Annotated in this window: 16 protein-coding genes; 11 read left to right on the top strand and 5 right to left on the bottom strand. The window is 59.2% G+C overall.

Going from position 1 to position 18,824, the window contains the following annotated elements:
* The first annotated feature begins 14 nt into the window (after positions 1–14).
* Complete coding sequence (locus tag P9L99_21030; GenBank protein MDP8225858.1) at positions 15–890, top strand: homocysteine S-methyltransferase family protein; 876 nt, start codon at positions 15–17, stop codon at positions 888–890.
* Positions 891–893: 3 nt separating this feature from the next.
* Here P9L99_21030 and P9L99_21025 read toward each other — a convergent pair whose 3' ends face one another.
* The 4 genes from P9L99_21025 to P9L99_21010 form a co-directional block, all read right to left on the bottom strand.
* Entirely contained in the window at positions 894–2,912 is a 2,019-nt protein-coding gene (locus P9L99_21025) for an FAD-dependent oxidoreductase (GenBank protein MDP8225857.1), read from the bottom strand.
* Between the two features lie 188 nt (positions 2,913–3,100).
* Positions 3,101–3,316, bottom strand: coding sequence for a hypothetical protein (locus tag P9L99_21020; protein ID MDP8225856.1), 216 nt, complete (start codon positions 3,314–3,316; stop codon positions 3,101–3,103).
* A gap of 85 nt (positions 3,317–3,401) precedes the next feature.
* On the bottom strand, positions 3,402–4,139 hold the full coding sequence (locus tag P9L99_21015; protein ID MDP8225855.1) for a hypothetical protein: 738 nt from the start codon (positions 4,137–4,139) through the stop codon (positions 3,402–3,404).
* Positions 4,140–4,279: 140 nt separating this feature from the next.
* Positions 4,280–5,569 (bottom strand): DUF1329 domain-containing protein, encoded by a 1,290-nt coding sequence (locus P9L99_21010; GenBank protein MDP8225854.1) that lies wholly within the window; start codon positions 5,567–5,569, stop codon positions 4,280–4,282.
* 97 nt (positions 5,570–5,666) lie between these two features.
* On the opposite strand from P9L99_21010, the gene hydF reads away from it, so the two are divergent.
* The 3 genes from hydF (at position 5,667) to P9L99_20995 (ending at position 9,445) form a co-directional block, all read left to right on the top strand.
* A complete protein-coding gene (gene hydF / locus P9L99_21005; GenBank protein MDP8225853.1) occupies positions 5,667–6,857 on the top strand; it encodes a [FeFe] hydrogenase H-cluster maturation GTPase HydF in 1,191 nt (396 codons plus the stop codon).
* Positions 6,858–6,875: 18 nt separating this feature from the next.
* Positions 6,876–8,249 carry an aspartate ammonia-lyase gene (locus tag P9L99_21000; GenBank protein ID MDP8225852.1) on the top strand — a complete coding sequence of 458 codons (1,374 nt, stop codon included), beginning with the start codon at positions 6,876–6,878 and terminating at the stop codon, positions 8,247–8,249.
* Positions 8,250–8,428: 179 nt separating this feature from the next.
* Positions 8,429–9,445, top strand: coding sequence for a GGDEF domain-containing protein (locus tag P9L99_20995; GenBank protein ID MDP8225851.1), 1,017 nt, complete (start codon positions 8,429–8,431; stop codon positions 9,443–9,445).
* Positions 9,446–9,460: 15 nt separating this feature from the next.
* Here P9L99_20995 and P9L99_20990 read toward each other — a convergent pair whose 3' ends face one another.
* Positions 9,461–9,835, bottom strand: a complete 375-nt coding sequence (locus tag P9L99_20990) for a response regulator (GenBank protein ID MDP8225850.1) — start codon at positions 9,833–9,835, stop codon at positions 9,461–9,463.
* 362 nt (positions 9,836–10,197) lie between these two features.
* Here P9L99_20990 and P9L99_20985 point away from each other — a divergent pair, with 362 nt between their 5' ends.
* From P9L99_20985 to P9L99_20955, 7 genes are all read left to right on the top strand, one after another.
* Positions 10,198–10,821 (top strand): redox-sensing transcriptional repressor Rex, encoded by a 624-nt coding sequence (locus P9L99_20985; GenBank protein ID MDP8225849.1) that lies wholly within the window; start codon positions 10,198–10,200, stop codon positions 10,819–10,821.
* Between the two features lie 17 nt (positions 10,822–10,838).
* A complete protein-coding gene (nuoE, locus tag P9L99_20980; protein ID MDP8225848.1) occupies positions 10,839–11,318 on the top strand; it encodes an NADH-quinone oxidoreductase subunit NuoE in 480 nt (159 codons plus the stop codon).
* Positions 11,311–13,308 (top strand): NADH-quinone oxidoreductase subunit NuoF, encoded by a 1,998-nt coding sequence (locus P9L99_20975; GenBank protein MDP8225847.1) that lies wholly within the window; start codon positions 11,311–11,313, stop codon positions 13,306–13,308. The genes nuoE and P9L99_20975 overlap by 8 nt, the downstream gene beginning before the upstream one ends.
* Positions 13,309–13,319: 11 nt before the next feature.
* On the top strand, positions 13,320–15,038 hold the full coding sequence (locus P9L99_20970; GenBank protein MDP8225846.1) for an NADH-dependent [FeFe] hydrogenase, group A6: 1,719 nt from the start codon (positions 13,320–13,322) through the stop codon (positions 15,036–15,038).
* A 22-nt stretch (positions 15,039–15,060) separates the two neighbouring features.
* Positions 15,061–17,151, top strand: coding sequence for a [Fe-Fe] hydrogenase large subunit C-terminal domain-containing protein (locus P9L99_20965; GenBank protein ID MDP8225845.1), 2,091 nt, complete (start codon positions 15,061–15,063; stop codon positions 17,149–17,151).
* Positions 17,152–17,225: 74 nt separating this feature from the next.
* Positions 17,226–17,618, top strand: a complete 393-nt coding sequence (locus P9L99_20960; protein MDP8225844.1) for a response regulator — start codon at positions 17,226–17,228, stop codon at positions 17,616–17,618.
* A gap of 2 nt (positions 17,619–17,620) precedes the next feature.
* Entirely contained in the window at positions 17,621–18,778 is a 1,158-nt protein-coding gene (locus tag P9L99_20955; protein MDP8225843.1) for an ATP-binding protein, read from the top strand.
* The last annotated feature ends 46 nt before the right edge of the window (positions 18,779–18,824 follow it).

The raw sequence follows: 18,824 nt of genomic DNA, 5'->3' as shown, positions 1-18,824 counted from the left end.
GCGGGGACGAGCATATGTCCACGATATTGAATTTGCCGGCCGGGCGCGCGGTGATCGGCGACGGCGCGATGGGTACCGAGCTGCTGCGGCGCGGGGCTGCGGTCAACAAACCGTTGAGCTTGCTCAATTTGGACAAGCCGGAATGGGTTCATGAAATCCATCTTGCCTACGCGCAGGCCGGCAGCGATTTGGTGATCACCAACACTTTCGGCGCATCCGACTTTACGCTGGCGAAACGAGGATTCGCCGGAAAAGCGAGGGCCGTCAACGAGGCCGCGGTTCGTATTGCGCGCGACGCGGTTGGTCCGAACATTATTGTGTTGGGCGGATTGGCGCCCGCGGGGCTAACTGTAGAGCCGTTGCGCGACGAGGAACTGTCGCTCGTGCGTGCCGGGTTCGAGGAACAGGTTGACGCGCTGGTCGCGGCGGGCGTGGACGGCCTCATTCTCGAAAGCTTCTTCGATCTGCGCGAAGCCCTGATGGCAACGGCCGTTGCAGTGGCGACGGGTTTGCCGGTGGTCGCGTCGATGACTTTCGGAATTCAAGAGGGCGAAGCGGTTACGCTCCGAGGTGAGTTCGCCGCCGATTGTGCGCGCGCCTTGACCGACGCGGGCGCGGCTCTGGTGGGCGCCAACTGCACGGTTACGGTGAACGAAATGCCGATCGTCGCCCAGGCGCTGCGGCGGGGCAGCGACCTGCCTTTGATGATGCAACCCAACGGCGGTCAACCCACAGGCATCGACGCGCGGCCCGGCTACGAGGAAACGCCGGAGCATTTCGCCGCGGGTTGCCGGACGCTCGTGGAGCAAGGTGCGCGGGTCGTGGGCGGCTGCTGCGGCATCGGGCCGTCGTTCATCCGCGAACTGAGCCGGTTGATGTTGGGCGACTAGCGACTAGTTCCGCGCCGCTTCCTTTTTTAACACCATATCCGCCGCTGCGACGCCGGAGGAAATCACCGCCGACTGCCCGCCGCCGGGGAAGGTCCAGGCACCGGCCAAAAGCAGGTTGTCGATCGGCGTTTGCTGCTTCATGCGGCGCAGGGTGCCCTGTTCGGGCGTGTTGCGCCAGCCGAAGATCGTGCCGCCCGGGTTGCCCGAGAAGGCCCAGTTGGTGACCGGCGAGCCGACTTCCAAGACTTCAATGTGGTCGCTCAATCCGGGAAGGTACTTCTCGGCGCGATCGATGAGGATCCACGCGACTTCTTCTTTGTAGTCGACGTAGTCGTCATACCCCAGCGACCATTTCCACGTGTCGCCCATGTCGAAGGGCAGGTAAGTGGTCAGCGAGATCACGTTTTTGCCTTCGGGCGCGACGGTGGGGTCGGCGGCGGAGTAGTCGGTGATGATGTACGCCGCGTTTTCGACGTCGCCGTCGTTCATCCACGCGAAGTTTTCGTCCATGTCGAAGGAGTCGTTGACCATCAATTCGTGGAAGCCTTCGAACAGGTAGGTGTAATCGTGGTCGACACCCAAAAAGACCTGCAACGTCGCGACGCCGATTTCCATGTTCTCGACGTCAGCCACGTAGTCGGCGGGCAGGTTCTCAGGCCCGACCATCTCCAGAAGCGTTTCGGGCGCGTTGGCGTTGGAGACGACGTAGCGCGTGTTGAGGCAGACGTCGTTTTCGGTTTGCACCTGCACGGCCAAGCCGTCTTCAATGACGATGCCGGTCGCCTTCGTGTTAAGCATCAACGTACCGCCGGCCGCGACGAAAGCATCCGCCAGGGATTGGGTAATCGCCTGCGAGCCACCGGTGAGGTAATAGAAACCCTCCTCGTGGTAGTTGCTCCACATGGCCTGGAAGTACACGGCCTGCAATTCCGACGGCCCATCGCCGATATAAGTGACCAGTTGCGAGAAAATGCCCATCAACTCGGGATCGCTGATGAAGCGCGTGAGCATCGTGTTCAAATCGATGAACAGGTAGGAGATCAGCCGCGCCGCTTCGGGAACATGACCCAGGATGAAGAGCAAGTCCTGCGTGTTGAATTCATCGGCGATGCGCGTTACCGCGGCGAGCAATTCGTAATCGACGTGCATCTCGGCGAAAAGCGCGTCGATGCCGTCGGCCTCTTCGGGGTAGAGTTCCTTGAGCACCGCGATGTACGCGTCTTGATCCTGCGGCACGTCAATGACGAGGCCGGGAAAGAACGAACGGTACATGGGGTCGGCGGGCAGGGGATCGATCTTGTCAATAATGCCCAACCGGCTCAGATCGTCGTAAGCACCTTTGACGCTGTCCTTCGATTGAGGCTCCAAACCGCCGATGGCGTGCAGCGACGCTTCGAATTCGTAATCGCCGCGCCGGAAGCGCGTCATGTAGCCGCCGACTTTGTAGTGCATCTCGACCAGCGCGGTCTTCAAGCCGGCCTGCTGCAACGCCGTGGCCGCCGCCACACCACCGCCCCCGGCGCCGATCACGACCGCGTCGTAGGTTTCGGTGGCGGGACAGGTCGAGCCGGGTTCGTATTTGTGGCAGGCCGTGCAATGTTTCGGTGCGACGAAGCCGACGCCCTCGTGTGATTCGGCGTGGCAGGAGAGGCAGTCGTTCGTGGCGTGGCCGGCGGCGCGTTGCGGTGCGCCGTTGTTGCCGTGACAGGTGGCGCATTCGCCGATTTGGAAAGCTTGGCGGTGCACGTCGTTGTGGCAGGCGTAGCAATCGGCCTGGGCGAAGCCGGGGTGCGAGTTGGTCAGCACTGTGTCATCGCGCGAGGGACTGGCCGAGGAGACGGCGTCGGGGGCCGTATCGTCGTCGTCACTTGGGCTTTCGTCGTCGTTGTCGTCGTCGTCGGCTGCGTCGTCGTTGTTGTCGTCGTTGTCATCATCGTCGTCATCGCCGCCGCATGCGACGCAAAGGAAGGCTGAGATCAAGATCAAAAGCAAAAGCAAAAGCGGCAACCACCAGCGTTTCATCGATACCACCTCTTATGGCGAGTGATTAATGAGAAAAACCCTAGCATGAGCCGGATAACAGTTCAAAGCTGTTGAGACCGCCGGCTGCGACACCGATTCACGTTGTATTTGTGCGCGGAACAGACGCGGACGCACCTGTCTTTAATTGACGGGACGACTCGTGCGGCGGGCAATGAACCCGAGTATCTCTACGCTTCGTTGACGACGATTACCTGTGTGTAATGAAGATAGATATCCATGTCCGTATCTTCGCCGTTATCTTCACCGCTGGCGTGGAGTTTAACCAAGTCGCCCGCCGCCGCCAAAACCTTCACCACCAGGCGTTTTTCGAAGCCCGGAATATAGGCGAGGAACTTTGCCTCCGCGGATTTGAGCGCTTGTAACCTGCCCATTAATTCACTCATCAGCTTACTCCTCCCCATCATCCGTTTCGTCGTCATCGCCGGCAGGCGTTTTGCCGGTGTCGACGCCGGTTTTCGGTGTTGGTGTTTACGGGTCCTCTGTGAAAGCGCCGTCCATAATCTCGCCGATTTTTTTACTGTCCACCCCGGCCGCCTTTGCTGCTTCAAACATCTCTTTCCACTTGTCGATCTTTTTGACTTCTTCGGCCTTTTGCTTGGTTATCTCGGCTTCGATCACCATTTTAGCGTCTTCGGCTTTTTGCGCGGTTATCTGGGCTTGGAATTCCACTTTGAGCATTTCGAGCGCGACTTGGAACATCTTATGATAAAGCTCAACGAATTCGTCGTCCGAGATACGCTTGCCCGCGGGCAACGACATGTTGTTAACGAACAGTTCGCAAAGGCCGAAGCGGGCGTCGCGCAGGAAAAGAATGGCTTGCCGTTTCTCAGCCAGTTGTTGAATCGTGGTGGAGTAGTCGACGTTGGTATTCACTTTCGTTTTCTTGGCCTCCACTTCCAGGGCGGCAGTTAAGGCTTCTTCAATCGCCGTGTCCGGCACCGGTTCGGCGCAGAACGCAAACATTGGGTCGCCCTCGTTATGGCTAGCCAAGTAAGCGCCCCGGTAGCTGGAACTATAGGTAACCAATATGCCGACATCCCTCCCGTTGAGTCTCAACGTTTTCGTACGAGGACGAGAACTCGCGCAGCCGATCGAAAGCGTCAGCAAAATCGCCAGCGCAAGTAAGAGAAGTGTCATCTTTCGCATCGTTTCACCCCTTTCCTTCTTTATTGCCGGTCTGTTGCGTTGGCACACCCACAGACGCACGCCCCCGCCGTCTCCATACGGGTGTACGTAACTAAGCGCCGTAAAATCTTGGAAGTGTTTAAGAAATAGTATTAAATTGAGATATCGTCAAGTCATAAAACGCCGATAACGACGATGTTTTGCTAGGGCGTTTTGCGCCCTTATCGGCCCAATTTGCGCAGCGTGGCGAGTTTGAAAAGCGACGGATTGACGCCGGTGTTTTGCTTTTGCGAGTGCCAGAAAAATGCCGTGGCGTGTTCGGCCTGCACGTCCACCACAAGCGACAGCGCGACCGTGGGCGGCAGGCGCGCCGGATCGCTGGAGCGGTTGGCGGCGTTGATGAGCACTTTCCACAATTGGTTTTTGCGGTCGTAGGCTTCCTTGGTCAGGATGTAGGAGGATTCGGCGTCGACCGTGAACACCATGCGGCTGTAGGGATAGCGCTTGAAGCGCGGCGTGGCTTCGAGCACGTACACCGGTCGCGGTTCCCACACGCAGCGCGGGTTCCAATGCGGGGCGCTGTCGAAATCGAAAGCCGCCTTTTCCTTGCCTTTGCCTTGTTCGATGCCCGCGTTCAGGGGCGCGAGCATGGTCGCTTTCTTGATGATCTTCCAATCCATCCACTCGGGGCTGCCGGTGTAGCCGCGCACATCTTCGTAGAGCAAATCGGTGTTGTTCCACGACTCGCCGCGCGTGCCGAAAGCGAGGCGGATCGAGCGGCGCTGGTCGGGCAGGTAAATCCACCCTTCCGGCTCTTTGGGTTCCAGGTAACCGAAATAAAGCGAACTGAATCCTTTTTTGTCCAAGGGCTGCAATGCGGTCGTCAGTGTGGCGGCGATGACGCCCTGGTTCGCCAGCGTCGGCTCGATCGGCTTGGGATCGACATCGGTGCGAAACTTCGCCCGATGAATGGAAATCGTTTTCCAGGTTTCCGTGCGTTCGACACCACGCCGCGCCGAAATCCAAAACACCTTGAATACGCTTTCGCTATCGTCGCCGTGGTAAGCCAGCGTGTAGTTCCACGCCACTTCGCGCCCGTTTTGCGGGGCGGGGAAGGGCATGCCGCCCTCGTAGTTCTCCAATTCCCGCTCATTCGCGGCGTCCCCGATAGCGCGCAAGCGGGCCGCGCCTCGGTAGCGATTTGTGGCATCGATGTAGCCGTCGCTGGGGGCGTAGGGCTCAAAATTCTTTGTCGGGAGTTGCATGCCGAATTTACTGATCATCACCTTCGCCGCGCCCGGAACCAGCGCCGCCACGGTAGACAGGTTCTCGGCGTTTATCGTCATGCCGGGCGTAAAACCGGGGATCTCCTTGACCGGCGCGAAGCCGACTGAGGCGCCCCAGTTGGCACGGGTTAATTTGTCGGCCGCCGCCGGGCCGGATCCCGGAAGGATCCACGCGAACCCGAGGCAAGCGATCAAGGCGACGATGCACGTTACGCGGCGAATCATCCAAACCTCCCGATCGACATGACAATACTTGACTATACCCTCGCGCAATCGCAACGTAGGAGCAAGCCGACGTTTCCGACAGCCGCAAGGAGAAAACATGCAAAAACAACCCAGCGGAATGCGGCCCCACATCTTGCTGCTCGGGCGGCGCAATGTGGGTAAGTCATCGCTGGTCAACGCCTTGACCGATCAACCCCTGGCGCTGGTTTCCGACGTGCCCGGCACGACCACCGATCCCGTGCGCAAAGCCTTTGAGCTCTTGCCTTTCGGCCCGGTGGTGTTTGTGGATACGGGCGGCATCGACGATGTGGGCGAACTCGGCGACTTGCGCGTGGCGCGCACGCGGCAGGAATTGGCCGTGGCCGATTTCGTGGTGTTGGTGGCCGAGGCCGGCGCGTGGACCGAGCACGAACAGACGCTGTATGACGAACTCACGCAGCGTCGCGCCGATTTTCTCGTCGTAAACAACAAAAGCGATCTCGAACCGGAATGGGAGCCGCCTGTCGAGGCTTTCCGGGTCAGCGCCCTGACCGGTGAGGGCGTCAGGGAACTGCGTGAGACGCTGGCCGAGCGCTTGCAGAAAGTTACGCGGCAGAATTTCTCGGTGATCGGCGACCTCGTGCAGGCCGGTGCGCTGGCGGTGCTCGTGGTGCCGATCGATTTGGAAGCGCCTCGGGGGAGGTTGATCCTGCCGCAGGTGATCACCATCCGCGACCTGCTGGACAATGACGCTGCCGCGCTGGTGGTCAAGGAGCGGGAGTTGCTGGCGATCCTGCGCCGCTTGGACCGCGCGCCCGATTTGGTCGTGTGCGACAGCCAGGTAATTTTGAAAGTCGCGGCCGACGTGCCGCCCGAAGTGCCGCTCACGACGTTTTCCATTTTGTTTGCCCGCTTGAAGGGCGACCTGGCGACCTTCGTACGCGGCGTGATGCAAATCGACAAACTGCGCAACGGCGACCGTATTCTGATCGCCGAAGCCTGCTCGCACCATCCGGTCGCCGACGATATCGGGCGCGTAAAGATCCCGCGATGGATTCGGCAATACACGGGCCTCGACCTGCATTTCGACAACATGCAGGGCCGTAACTACCCTGAGAACCTCGACGAATACGCGCTCGTAGTGCATTGCGGCGGGTGCATGGTCACGCCCAAGGTGATGCGCGGGCGGATGGATCAAGCCCTGTCGCACGATGTGCCGATCAGCAACTACGGCGTGACGATCTCCTTTGTGCAGGGCGTTTTGTCGCGCGTGCTGGAACCCTTCGGTGGTCTGGACAGCATGTTATGATCGCCGGGGAGGCGTGAGATGGCTCGGATCGAACACGATTTGCTCGGTGATATCCAGGTGCCCGACGGGTCGTATTACGGGGCGCACACGCAGCGCGCCGTGCTCAATTTTCCATCGACCGGACGCGACCAAGCGCCAAGCCTCGTGCGCGCACTCGCCGTAGTGAAGAAGGCCGCGGCCGCCGCCAACCTCGAAATAGGGGCGGTGGAAGAAGGCGTTGCGACCGCTTTACTGCAGGCCTGTGACGAACTCGCGGCGGGGCAATGGCGCGAGCAGATCCTCGTCGACCCGCTTGCCGGGGGTGCGGGCACGTCGCTGAACATGAACGTCAACGAGGTACTCGCCAACCGCGCGAACGAAATTCTCGGCGGCGCTCTGGGCGCCTACGCGCCGGTGCATCCCCTCGATACGGTCAACCTGCATCAATCCACCAACGACGCCTATGCGACGGCCGTGCGCGTGGCGGCGCTGTGGGAGTTGGGTAAGCTGGAAGCGTCGCTCGTGACGTTGCAGGCAGCGCTGCAGCACCTCGAGGGGGAATTTGCCGACGTGGTGATGGTTGGGCGCACGCAATTGCAGGATGCCGTGCCGATGACCGCCGGGCAGCTTTTTGGTACCTATGCCGAGGCGACGGCCCGCGATCGCTGGCGCGTTTTCAAGAGCACCGAGCGGCTGAAGGTGGTCAACCTGGGCGGCACGGCCGTGGGCACGGGGATCGGCGCACCGAAGAAGTACATTTTCCAAGTGATCGAAAACTTGCGTCGTGAGACTTCGCTGCCGCTCTCCCGCGCTGAAAACCCCGTCGAAGCGACCGCCAACCAGGACGCCTTGGTGGAAGTGGACGGCATCCTGACGGCCATGGCGGCGAACATTCTTAAAATGAGTACCGATTTGCGGATTCTCTCGGTGCCCGCGGTAGGGGAAGTCAGGCTGCCGCCGCGTCAGGCGGGGTCGTCGATCATGCCCGGGAAAGTGAACCCGGTGATCGCCGAATATGCCTCGCAGATGGCGCTGGCGACGCTGGCCGGGCACGCGGCGCTCAGTACCGCGGTGGCGTCGGGCAACCTCCAACTCTCGCAATTCTTGCCCTTGGCGGCGTGGTATCTGCTTGATAATTTGCGGCTTTTGCGCAACGCGGCGGAAGTGTTGGCGTCGAAGTGCTTCACCGGCCTGGAGGTCGATGCGGGCCGTGCCGCCGCCCACTTGGAGAAATCGCTTTCCGTGGCCGCAGCCCTCGTGCCGGTAATCGGCTACGAAAAAGCGGAGGCCGCGGTTGCCAAGGCGCAGGCCGAAGACATCTCCTTGCGGGAGGCATTGACGGCGCTCGGCGTGACGCCGTCGACCATCGACGAGGCGCTTTCGCCGTCGCGCCTGCGTCGTTTGGGCCACTAACCGGCGACTTTTCCTTACATCAACCATTTTTCGCCTCGGCATTGCCTGTGAAGCCCGACGTGTCCACGTTTAACGTCGAAAGGGCGGCAAGCCGGTAAACGTGTTCGTTGAAAGGAAACTTCGGCGTTGGCGAGCGGTATAAGATGCGCCCCTGGGTGGCGCACAATAAGGGAGCTTAGATGAGAAAAGAACTTCTTGAAGTATTAGATATCTGTCGCTCGGTTTTTGAGGTATCGGGTGTTTTTTACGATCGCTTCGCCAAATCCGTAGAGGAACCGGGCGAGGGCGAGTTCTGGGAGGCGATGGCCGCCGAGCATCGCGACCAGATGGACCGCTGGAATGAGTTGTATACCCTCGCCGAGTTCGGGATGGTGCCGGAATTGTTGGAGAATGTCACCGAAGTCAAGCGGGATTTGCGGGGCACGTTGAACGAGGCGGTGAAGCTTTTCAAACGGCACCAGCAGCGTCCGGATACGGTGGCGGCGTTTACGGCGGCGGGCAATATCACGTTGCAAATGACCGGGACCGCCACGTTGCGGCTTATTTCGTACTACAACGAGCACTTCGGCCCAGAGAACCCGTGGGATTACGGCGCCTACCTGGAGTTCCTGTTGACGGGTATGCAGCACTTCGGCGGTCGCGGCCCGGAACTTGCCTCGCTGGCCACGGCCATTCGTCGGATTGACCGCGAGGCGAGTGCGAGCGTCGCCCAAGATGTCACCGATCCGCTGACCGGGTTACGAAATCGAGCCAGCTTTGAGCGCGGCATGACCGGCGTGCTGCATTCGGCGAAGCGCGAGGGGCAACGTGTGGCGCTTTTGTTGATCGGCTTGGACGGCGTGGAGTCTTTCAACCGGCAGTTCGGGGACGCGGCGGGCGACGAGTTGCTAAAGAAAATCGCTGCCGAACTGCGGAAGCGCGCGCAGCCATCTGATTTGGTGGCGCGCTACGGTGGCGTGGCGTTCGCCATCGGGTTGCGCGACGTGTTCGTCGGTGCGCTGCCGGAAATCGCCGACAACCTACACCAGCCGATTCGGGCGTTGCTCGCCGAGAACGAGTTCGTCAAACAGGCCCTGGGTGGAAGCCATATGTTGGTGACAGGCGATGTTACGGCGTCCTGGGACGAGTTGCGCCGCAAGGCTGAACACAATATGCACCGCGCTCGGGATGAGCGAAGCGATTCGGTGGTGATGTAGGCGAGCGCCCAGCCGCTATTTCAGTTTTTCCCGCAATAGAGTCAGCAGCCAATTCGGATCGATGGGCTTTTGCAGGATGCCGTCGAGTCCCAGCGACTGTGCGTCGATGATCTGACTCATGGCGTTACCGACCGAACTGAGCATGTACAGCGGCGCGTTGTTGTCCAAGACAATCAGTTCCTTGGCGAACGCTCGTCCGGCGTCAATGGATTCCATCATCAAATCGACGATAACGAAATCGGGGCGGACCTGTTTGTACTTCTTCAAGCCCTCTTCGGCGCTGTATGCCTCTTCCATCGCGTAGCCGTTGGCTTCGATGGTCAAGCGCAGCACGTTAAGCACATCCGGATCGTCGTCGATGCACAAAATGACGTATTTGCCGTCGCGCATAGGTTCCTCCGGTACAAAACCGCCGTTCGGGTGGAGGTGGACTGTACGACGCCTTCGAACGGCGGTCAAGAGCGATGTGCCCAATGGCGGCGACGGGGCCCGGCGGAATATTTCGTCCTGTCGCGGACAGTACAATATTGAGTGAAACCGGTAAGGCGTGTGCTGTGAAATGGAAAACAGCTCCTTGAACTTTACGAAATGAAATGAAATTGGGGTTTAAACGGCAAAACGATCTCAATAATCGGCCTTTTTTGCTTGACGGCCTTCCGCAGCTTGACGTAAAATACGCTGTGAAAAAAGTAACGGTGATAATTAAGTAACGATATAACGTGTTTTCCGCCGGATTGAAGAGGTAGGAAACGGTGAAAAAGGTATCGAACAGAACCATTGGCAGACTCAGTCTCTATCGGCTGACTCTAGATAACCTATGCCAGGATGGCGCGGATCGAGTGTTCTCACACCAATTGGCAGCAGCCGCCGGGTGCAGTGCGGCCCAGGTCCGTCGGGACCTGATGGCCATCAATTACAGCGGCAGTCCGGCCCATGGCTACAACGTTGCCGAGCTCACCGAAAGCATTGACAACTTTCTCGATCACCCTGGCGGCACCCCAGTCGCCCTGGTGGGTATCGGCAACCTCGGCCGCGCCATCCTCGATTTTTTCCGGGCTCGACGACCCAAACTTTCTATCGTCGCGGCATTTGACACCAACAAGAATAAGACCGGCCGTGTGATACACGGCACCTGGTGTTATCACGTCGATCAAATGGCCGACATCGTGCGCGACAAGCACATTACCGTCGCGGTTATCACGGTGCCGGCCGCATCGGCGCAGGAAGTCGCCGACAAGCTTGTCGACGCCGGAGTGACTGGTTTGCTCAATTTCGCGCCGGTTCGATTGCGAGTACCGCGTCATGTGTACGTCGAAGACGTGGACATCACGATCAGTTTAGAAAAAGTTGCGTTTTTTTCACGGTCCAGCGGCTAGATCTGAGGAGTTAGCGCATGAACGATGATGTAGCAAAGGTTTTGGAGCGCTATCCGGACGCGGGCCGGGATTCCCTAATCCCGATCCTGCAGGAAGTACAAGAAGCGCTCGGGTATTTGTCGAAGGATGCTGTTCTTGAAATCGCTCGTCACTTGAACCTGCCGGCCAGCAAGATTTACGGCGTCGCTACTTTTTACAATCAATTTCGATTTCGGGCACCCGGGAAGCACGTGGTTCAGGTCTGCCGTGGGACGGCCTGTCACGTTAAGGGTTCGGCCAAGGTGCTAACCGCCGTGGAGCGGGCACTGGGCATCGAGGCGGGACAAACCACCCGTGACGGTATGTTCAGTTTGGAGGTCGTAGTGTGCATCGGGGTCTGCGGATTGGCGCCGGTTATCCGCGTGGATGACGACTACCACGCCCAAGTAACCCCGGACAGCATTCGAAAGATCCTGGCCGCCTATCGCCGGATGGACAAGGAAGTGGCCAATGGCTGAAGCGTTGTATCATTACTTTGGTGACAAATGTTGGCACCAGCCGGAGAAACCCTGCCCCGATTTCGTCGATTGCCTGCATCATGGGCCGGCCTGCGCCGACGAGGCCGCGCGCGAGGAATATGCCAAGCTGTTGGCTGCCCAGCGGCGGGAAGACGTAGCCAAACCAACGATTTTTGTGGGTATGGGCACCTGCGGATTAGGTGCCGGCGCGAACAAGACAGTTGCCGCGGTCAAAGCCTACGTCGACGAAAAGGGTCTCGACGTCGATCTGGTTGAGGTCGGTTGCATCGGCATGTGCAGTTCCGAGCCGATTCTCGAAGTGCAACTCCCGGAGAAAGCCCGCGTGGCCTTCGCGCACGTCACGGGCGATAAGGTTCCCGCCCTGCTCGACGAAGCCCTCGACGGCATTTTCGAGCCTAAGATGGTTATCGGCCAGCATCGCCAAGCAGGCGACGGCGAGGCGGCTTGGTCCGACACGCCGTATCTTGACGAACACGAATTTTTCGGCGGGCAGACCCGTTGGGTGCTGGCCAACTGCGGCATCATCGATCCAACCCACATCGAGGAATACGTGGCCCGCGGCGGTTATGCGGCCATGGCGAAAGTGCTTAAGGGCATGACGCCCCCCGAGGTGTGCGACGTGGTCGAAAAGAGCGGGCTGCGCGGCCGAGGCGGCGGCGGATTCCCCACCGGTACCAAGTGGAAATTCGCCATGAAAGCCAAAGGCACGCAGAAATACATCGTGTGCAATGCCGACGAAGGCGACCCCGGCGCGTTCATGGACCGGGCCGTCGTCGAGGGTGACGTACACCGCGTGCTCGAGGGCATCGTGATTGCGGCCTACGCGATCGGCGCGTCCAAGGCGTATATTTACATTCGCGCCGAGTATCCGCTGGCCATTAAGCGGCTCAAACAGGCCATCGCGCAGGCGAAGGATTACGGCCTGCTGGGCCACAACATGTTGGACAGCGGTTTTAATCTGGAAATCGTCATCAAGATGGGCGCGGGCGCTTTCGTCTGTGGAGAAGAAACAGCGTTGATACATAGCATCGAAGGCAAACGCGGTATGCCGCGTCCGCGCCCACCGTTCCCGGCGGTGCAGGGTTTGTTCGACAAGCCGACGATCATCAACAATGTGGAGACGATGGCCAATTTGGCCAACATTATCAACAACGGCGCCGACTGGTTCGCGTCGGTGGGCACTGAGGGCAGCAAGGGAACGAAGGTTTTCGCGTTGTCGGGCAAAGTGTCGCGCACCGGCCTGGTCGAGGTCGCGATGGGCACCACGATGCGTCGTATCGTAATGGACATCGGCGGCGGCTGCCCCAACGACAAGAAATTCAAGGCCGTGCAGATCGGCGGTCCTTCCGGCGGCTGCATTCCCGACAGCCAACTGGATATCGAGGTGGACTACGAGTCGCTCAAGACCGTGAGCGCGATGATGGGCTCGGGCGGCCTAGTGGTCATGGACGAAGACAACTGCATGGTCAACGTCGCCAAGTTCTTCATGGAATTCGTCCAAGCCGAAAGCTGTGGCAAATGCATCCCGTGCCGTGAGGGTACGCGGCGCATGTTGGAGATCCTCGACAGCATCACCCGGGGGCGGCGTTCGGAAAGCGGCATTCAAGCCCTGGAGCGCTTCAAAGGCGTGATGCATTTGGAAAAGCTGGCCGGAGTGATCAAAGACACGAGCTTGTGCGGCTTGGGGCAAACAGCGCCCAACCCCGTGCTCAGCACGTTGCGGTGGTTCCGCGACGAATACGAGGACCACATTTTCGAGCGGCATTGTGCCGCCGGCGTTTGCGCCGAATTGCTGACCTATACGATTGACGCCGATGCCTGCAAGGGCTGCACATTGTGCGCCGCGCAGTGCCCGGCCGAGGCGATCATGGGCAACAAGAAGGCGCCCCATTACATCTTGCAAGAAAAATGCATCGGCTGCGGCAGTTGCGTGGACGTTTGCCGCTTTAACGCCATCGTGGCGCGGTAAGGAGGCCGGACATGGTACAAATAGAAGTCAACGGAAAAACCATCGAAGCCAAGCCCGGCGAAATGCTGCTGACGACTTTGCGGCGCAACGGCATCAACGTTCCAACCCTGTGCCACATAGAAGGGTTGTTTCCCAGCGGCTCATGCCGCATGTGTGTTGTGGAAGTGGAAGGTCGGCCGGGTCTGGTGCCCAGTTGCGCGTTTCCGGTTTCGCCGGGGCTGAAGGTTAAGACTCACTCGCCCCGCGCGGTCACGGCCCGCAAGACGATCATCGAACTTTTGCTGGCCAATCACCCGGACGATTGCTTGTATTGCGCCCGTAACAACACGTGCGAACTGCAGAAGCTGGCGGCCGATCTCGGGGTGCGGCATCGGGTTTATCACGGCACGAAAAGCGAATATCACATTGATGCGTCGAGCCCGGCAATCGTGCGCGATCCGGCCAAGTGCATTCTGTGCGGCAAGTGCGTGCGGGTATGCGAGGAAGTGCAGGGCGTCTCGGCGATCGAGTTCACCCATCGCGGTTCAAAGACCATCGTCAGCACCGCTTTCGGCGAGGGGCTCAACGTGAGCGCCTGCGTCAATTGCGGCCAGTGCGTGATGGTATGCCCCACCGGCGCATTGCGCGAAAAGAGTTCCATTCGCGAAGTGCTGGCGGCGTTGGCCGACCCGGACAAGCATGTGGTTGTGCAGCATGCCCCGGCGGTTTCGGTCACCGTGGGCGAGTTGCTGGGCGTCAAGCCCGGTCGCGATATCATGGGGTTGATGACGGCTGCGTTCCGGCAGATGGGATTCGATACGGTGTTTGACACTGCCTTCGCGGCGGACCTGACAATCATGGAGGAAGGTTCGGAGCTGGTGCATCGCCTGCAAAACAATGGTCCGCTGCCGATGTTCACTTCGTGTTCGCCGGGGTGGGTTAAATTCGCCGAGCAATTCTATCCGGAATTCCTGCCGAATGTATCCACATGTAAAAGCCCCCAGCAGATGATGGGCGCGATTATCAAGTCCTTCTTCGCCGAAAAGATAGACGTGGATCCCAGCAAGATCTATTCGGTGTCGATCATGCCGTGCACCGCGAAGAAATTCGAAGCCAATCGACCCGAGATGACGCAAAGCGGTCTCTCGGATATCGACGCGGTATTAACGACGCGTGAATTGGGTGAACTGATCACGATGCAGGGCGTTGATATTCACGCGCTGGATCCGCAGAGCGCCGACACCCCGTTCGGCGAGCGCAGCAGCGCCGGCAAGCTATTCGGCGCCAGCGGCGGTGTGATGGAGGCGGCGATCCGCTCGGCACATTACTTGATTACAGGCCGCGAGTTGGAGAACTTGAAAGTGACCGCCGTGCGCGGCATGAAGGGCGTCAAGGAAGCGAAGGTAGAGATCGACGGTCTGGTTGTCGGCGTGGCGGTGGTCAGCGGATTGGGTAATGCGAGGCGGCTGCTGGACGAAATCCGCGCCGGGCGCGACGACCTGCACTTTGTGGAAATCATGACCTGCCCCGGCGGTTGCATTGGCGGCGGCGGGCAGCCCTACCACACGGACGAAGGCTCCGTGCGGGCGCGCATGAAAGCCTTGTACGATATCGATCGCGACGCCGATATGCGGGTATCGCATGGCAACAAATGGATACAGCGCCTGTATGACGAATTCCTGGGCAAGCCCCTGGGGCATAAGAGTCACGAGTTGTTGCATACGAAATACGAAAAGCGGGACGTAATCTGATAATAGGAGCGTAGAACGCGCCATGCATCAAGACGTACCGATTCCGTTGGTCACCACGATCCGCGAACGCTGCCGGAGGTGCTACACCTGCGTTCGCGAATGCCCAGCCAAGGCGATTTGCGTCTCCGACGGGCAAGCCGAGGTGATCCCGGACCGCTGCATCGGATGCGGCAATTGCGTGCGGGTATGCAGTCAGCAAGCCAAGCGCATGCTGCGATCGACCAACCGAGTCAACAATCTGCTTAGTCGCAATGAACCCGTGGTGGCCATCATTGCCCCCAGCTTCCCCGTCGATTTCAGCCATATCGAATACGAACGCTTTGTGGGTATGGTGCGCGCCCTCGGCTTTACCTACGTCAATGAAGTGGCTTTCGGCGCCGATCTGGTAGCCGATCGCTATTCCAAGTTGCTCGACGAGCGTCCGGACGAACGATTCATCGCCATCAATTGCCCGGCGGTTCTTAGCTTCGTCGAGAAGTATTACCCGGGATCGATCGGGAACTTAGCGCCAATCGTTTCGCCGATGGTTGCGACCGCGCGGGTCGTGCGGCGTTTATACGGCGAGAAATTGAGCGTCGTATTCATCGGGCCGTGTCTGGCAAAGAAAGCCGAGGCTTGGGGCGACTATTCGCCCGGGGAAGTCGACGCGGTGCTGACCTTCGGTGAGCTTGTCGAGATGTTCGAGGAACACGGCATCGAACCCGAAGGCGTCGAACCCAGCGATTTCGATGCGCCGCGCGGTGGTGTGGGCATGCTGTTTCCGATCAGTCGTGGTTTCTTGCAGGCTGCGGAAATCTCGGAAGATTTGCTGACCGGGGAAATCGTCGCGGTAGATGGGCGGCGCGATTTTGTCGAGGCGATTCGCGAGTTCGATTCAGGCGACTTGGATGTGCGCTTGTTGGAGGTGTTGGCCTGCAACGGCTGCATCATGGGTCCGGGAACCGTGACCGATGCACCGCTGTTTCGGCGTCGCGCGCGGGTCAGTCGCTATGCGCGTGCCAAACTCGAACGCACCGACATGGAGGAATGGAAAGCGGACATGGAAACGTTCGCCGACCTCAGCCTGCGACGGGAGTTCACCCAATTTTTCCGCAGCTACAATTTGTACAGCATGTTCTACAGCCCGGCGTTTTCCGATCGGGATCTACGCGGGCAATTTTCGGTGGACGACCAGGCCTCGCCGATGCCCTCCACGGATGAGATATCGAAGATCTTGGCGTCGATGGGCAAATTCGAACCCGAGGACGAACTCAATTGTGGAGCTTGTGGTTACGACACGTGCCGGCAACACGCGATTGCGATTCACAAAGGCTTGGCCGAATCGGAAATGTGTTTGCCGTATACGATCGAACAGTTGCGCAAGACAATTAAGGAACTGGACGATTCGCACGAGCAACTCGCCGATACACAGCAGATGCTGATTCAATCCGAAAAGCTGGCGAGCATGGGACAGCTTGCCGCGGGCGTGGCGCACGAGGTGAACAATCCGTTGGGCGTCGTACTGATGTACGCGCACATTTTGCTTGAGGAATGCTCGCAAGAGTCCAAGCTGTATTCGGATCTGAGTTTAATCGTGGAGCAAGCCGACCGGTGCAAGAAAATCGTGGCGAACCTGCTCGATTTCGCGCGGCAAAACCGCGTCGTGTTGTTGCCGACAGATTTGAACGCGCTGATCGAGGCAAGCTTGAAAACCTTGCGTCCGCCGGAGAACGTGAGGATTGAACTTAGGAAGGACCTGAGCGACCCGGAAGTGGAACTCGACAAGGATCAAATCAGCCAGGTTGTTACCAATTTGGTCAGCAATGCGTTCGCCGCGATGGACGCCAACGGCGGCTCGTTGGTCGTGCGCACTTGGGGCGACGATTCACGGGTGCTGATTTCGGTGAGCGACACAGGAATGGGCATTCCCAAAGGCAGTTTGCACAAAATCTTTGAGCCTTTTTATACGACCAAAAAGATGGGCAAGGGAACCGGTTTAGGACTTGCCGTCACCTACGGAATTGTCAAGATGCATCGTGGTGACATTAGGGTTGAGTCCAACAACGACCGCGAAGCCGGCCCGACCGGCACGACGATCACGGTTACTTTGCCGCGACAGCCTACCGCCGCGTAAAGCCTTCGGGCTGCGGTGTGAAATGAGAACCGAACCCGGCGAGAAAAATCGCCGTTGCAGAAGGCAGGTGGATAATGGATCGCAAAACCGTATTGATTGTTGACGACGATGTGGATTATTTGACCCAGATGAGGATCCAGCTTGAGGCGGCCGGATTTACGGTCATTGAAGCCGAGAGCGAAGCTGAAGCAAGCAAAATTCTTGCCGAACAAACGCCCGACATCGCCATCGTGGACTTGATGATGGAGAATATGGACGGCGGATTCGTGTTGTGCCACCGCATCAAAAAGCGCACTCCGCACGTGCCCGTGATTATGGTGACGGCCGTAACAAGCGAAACCGGCATGGAATTCGATACCACCGCCGAGGGTAGCGAAACGTGGCTGAAAGCTGACGCCGTGCTGACCAAGCCGGCGCGTTTTGAGCAACTCAAGCGGGAAATCGACCGACTCTTGACGAACGGGTAGGCATGGAATCACTTCACCTCCTGGTTGTGGACGACGAACTCGGCATGCGCATGGCGGTCTGCCGTGCGTTGGAAGGCTTTACCGTACACATGCCCGAGTTTCAGGGGGTGGCGACGGTCAATATCGATACGGCGGCCAGCGGTGAAGAGGCCGTCGAGAAGTTGCAGTCGCAGGCCGTGGACATCTTGTTGCTTGATTACAAGCTGCCCGGCATTTCGGGTTTGGATGTGTTGGAGAGAATCGGCAAAACCGAGATCGACTGCTTGACCGTCATGATTACCGCGTACGCGTCGTTGGAAACCGCGGTGACCGCCACCAAACGCGGCGCCTACGACTTTTTAGCCAAGCCCTTTACGCCCGGGGAATTGAAATCCGTCGTTCACAAGGCGGCTAAGCACCTTCTGCTGCGTCGCCAGGCGCGCAAGCTGGCTGAGGAAAAACGCCGCGTGCGTTTCGAGTTGACCAGTGTCGTGGCGCACGAACTCAAAGCGCCCCTCGGCGCCATTGAGGGATACCTCTACCTGTTGCGGGACCGCCCGGCGGGTAACGATATCAGTGCCTACGAGACGGCCGTCGAGCGCTCGATCGTGCGTTTGGGCGGGATGCGCAAGCTGATCAACGATCTACTGGATCTGACGCGTTTGGAATCGGGGCAAAAGAAACGCGAGTTGGTGGACGTGGACCTGGCTGAGATTGCCGAGCAAGCCATCGAAACCGTGACGCCCGAAGCGCAGCAGCGGGATATTGCCGTCGAGCTGCAGGCGTCCGGCGATCTGTCGGTCGTGGCCGATCCGGGCGAAATGGAGATTATCTTCAACAACCTGCTGACCAATGCCGTCAAATACAATCGCGACGGCGGGCGGGTCGACGTGCGGGTCGATGGCAGTGGCAAGCGTATCGTGATCGCCGTTCAAGATACGGGCATCGGCATGAGCGAGGACGAAGTGGCCAAGCTGTTCGGCGAATTCGTCCGAATCAAGAACCCCAAAACCCGCAATATCATGGGCACCGGCTTGGGCCTTTCCATCCTTAAAAAAATCGCGGCGCTCTACGGCGGACAGGTGCGTGTCGAGAGTCAGGAGAATATCGGCAGCACCTTCCACGTCACGTTGGACCGCAAGACGCGCCCGCCGGAAAGCGAACCACAGCCCGCCGAGTAGCTGGCGGCTTGCCAACCTCCGGAAAATCCCGCATCGTAAAAACCTG

This window comes from Candidatus Lernaella stagnicola, assembly GCA_030765525.1.
Taxonomy (GTDB): Bacteria; Lernaellota; Lernaellaia; order Lernaellales; family Lernaellaceae; genus Lernaella; species Lernaella stagnicola.
This window is presented reverse-complemented; position numbering and strand designations above follow the sequence as displayed.

Excerpts from the sequence above, each read along its gene's own strand:
- P9L99_21030 (MDP8225858.1), top strand. The coding sequence starts at position 15 with ATGTCCACGATATTGAATTTGCCGGCCGGGCGCGCGGTGATCGGCGAC.
- P9L99_21025 (MDP8225857.1), bottom strand. The coding sequence starts at position 2,912 with ATGAAACGCTGGTGGTTGCCGCTTTTGCTTTTGCTTTTGATCTTGATC.
- P9L99_21020 (MDP8225856.1), bottom strand. The coding sequence starts at position 3,316 with ATGAGTGAATTAATGGGCAGGTTACAAGCGCTCAAATCCGCGGAGGCA.
- P9L99_21010 (MDP8225854.1), bottom strand. The coding sequence starts at position 5,569 with ATGATTCGCCGCGTAACGTGCATCGTCGCCTTGATCGCTTGCCTCGGG.
- hydF (MDP8225853.1), top strand. The coding sequence starts at position 5,667 with ATGCAAAAACAACCCAGCGGAATGCGGCCCCACATCTTGCTGCTCGGG.
- P9L99_21000 (MDP8225852.1), top strand. The coding sequence starts at position 6,876 with ATGGCTCGGATCGAACACGATTTGCTCGGTGATATCCAGGTGCCCGAC.
- P9L99_20995 (MDP8225851.1), top strand. The coding sequence starts at position 8,429 with ATGAGAAAAGAACTTCTTGAAGTATTAGATATCTGTCGCTCGGTTTTT.
- P9L99_20990 (MDP8225850.1), bottom strand. The coding sequence starts at position 9,835 with ATGCGCGACGGCAAATACGTCATTTTGTGCATCGACGACGATCCGGAT.
- nuoE (MDP8225848.1), top strand. The coding sequence starts at position 10,839 with ATGAACGATGATGTAGCAAAGGTTTTGGAGCGCTATCCGGACGCGGGC.
- P9L99_20975 (MDP8225847.1), top strand. The coding sequence starts at position 11,311 with ATGGCTGAAGCGTTGTATCATTACTTTGGTGACAAATGTTGGCACCAG.
- P9L99_20970 (MDP8225846.1), top strand. The coding sequence starts at position 13,320 with ATGGTACAAATAGAAGTCAACGGAAAAACCATCGAAGCCAAGCCCGGC.
- P9L99_20965 (MDP8225845.1), top strand. The coding sequence starts at position 15,061 with ATGCATCAAGACGTACCGATTCCGTTGGTCACCACGATCCGCGAACGC.
- P9L99_20960 (MDP8225844.1), top strand. The coding sequence starts at position 17,226 with ATGGATCGCAAAACCGTATTGATTGTTGACGACGATGTGGATTATTTG.
- P9L99_20955 (MDP8225843.1), top strand. The coding sequence starts at position 17,621 with ATGGAATCACTTCACCTCCTGGTTGTGGACGACGAACTCGGCATGCGC.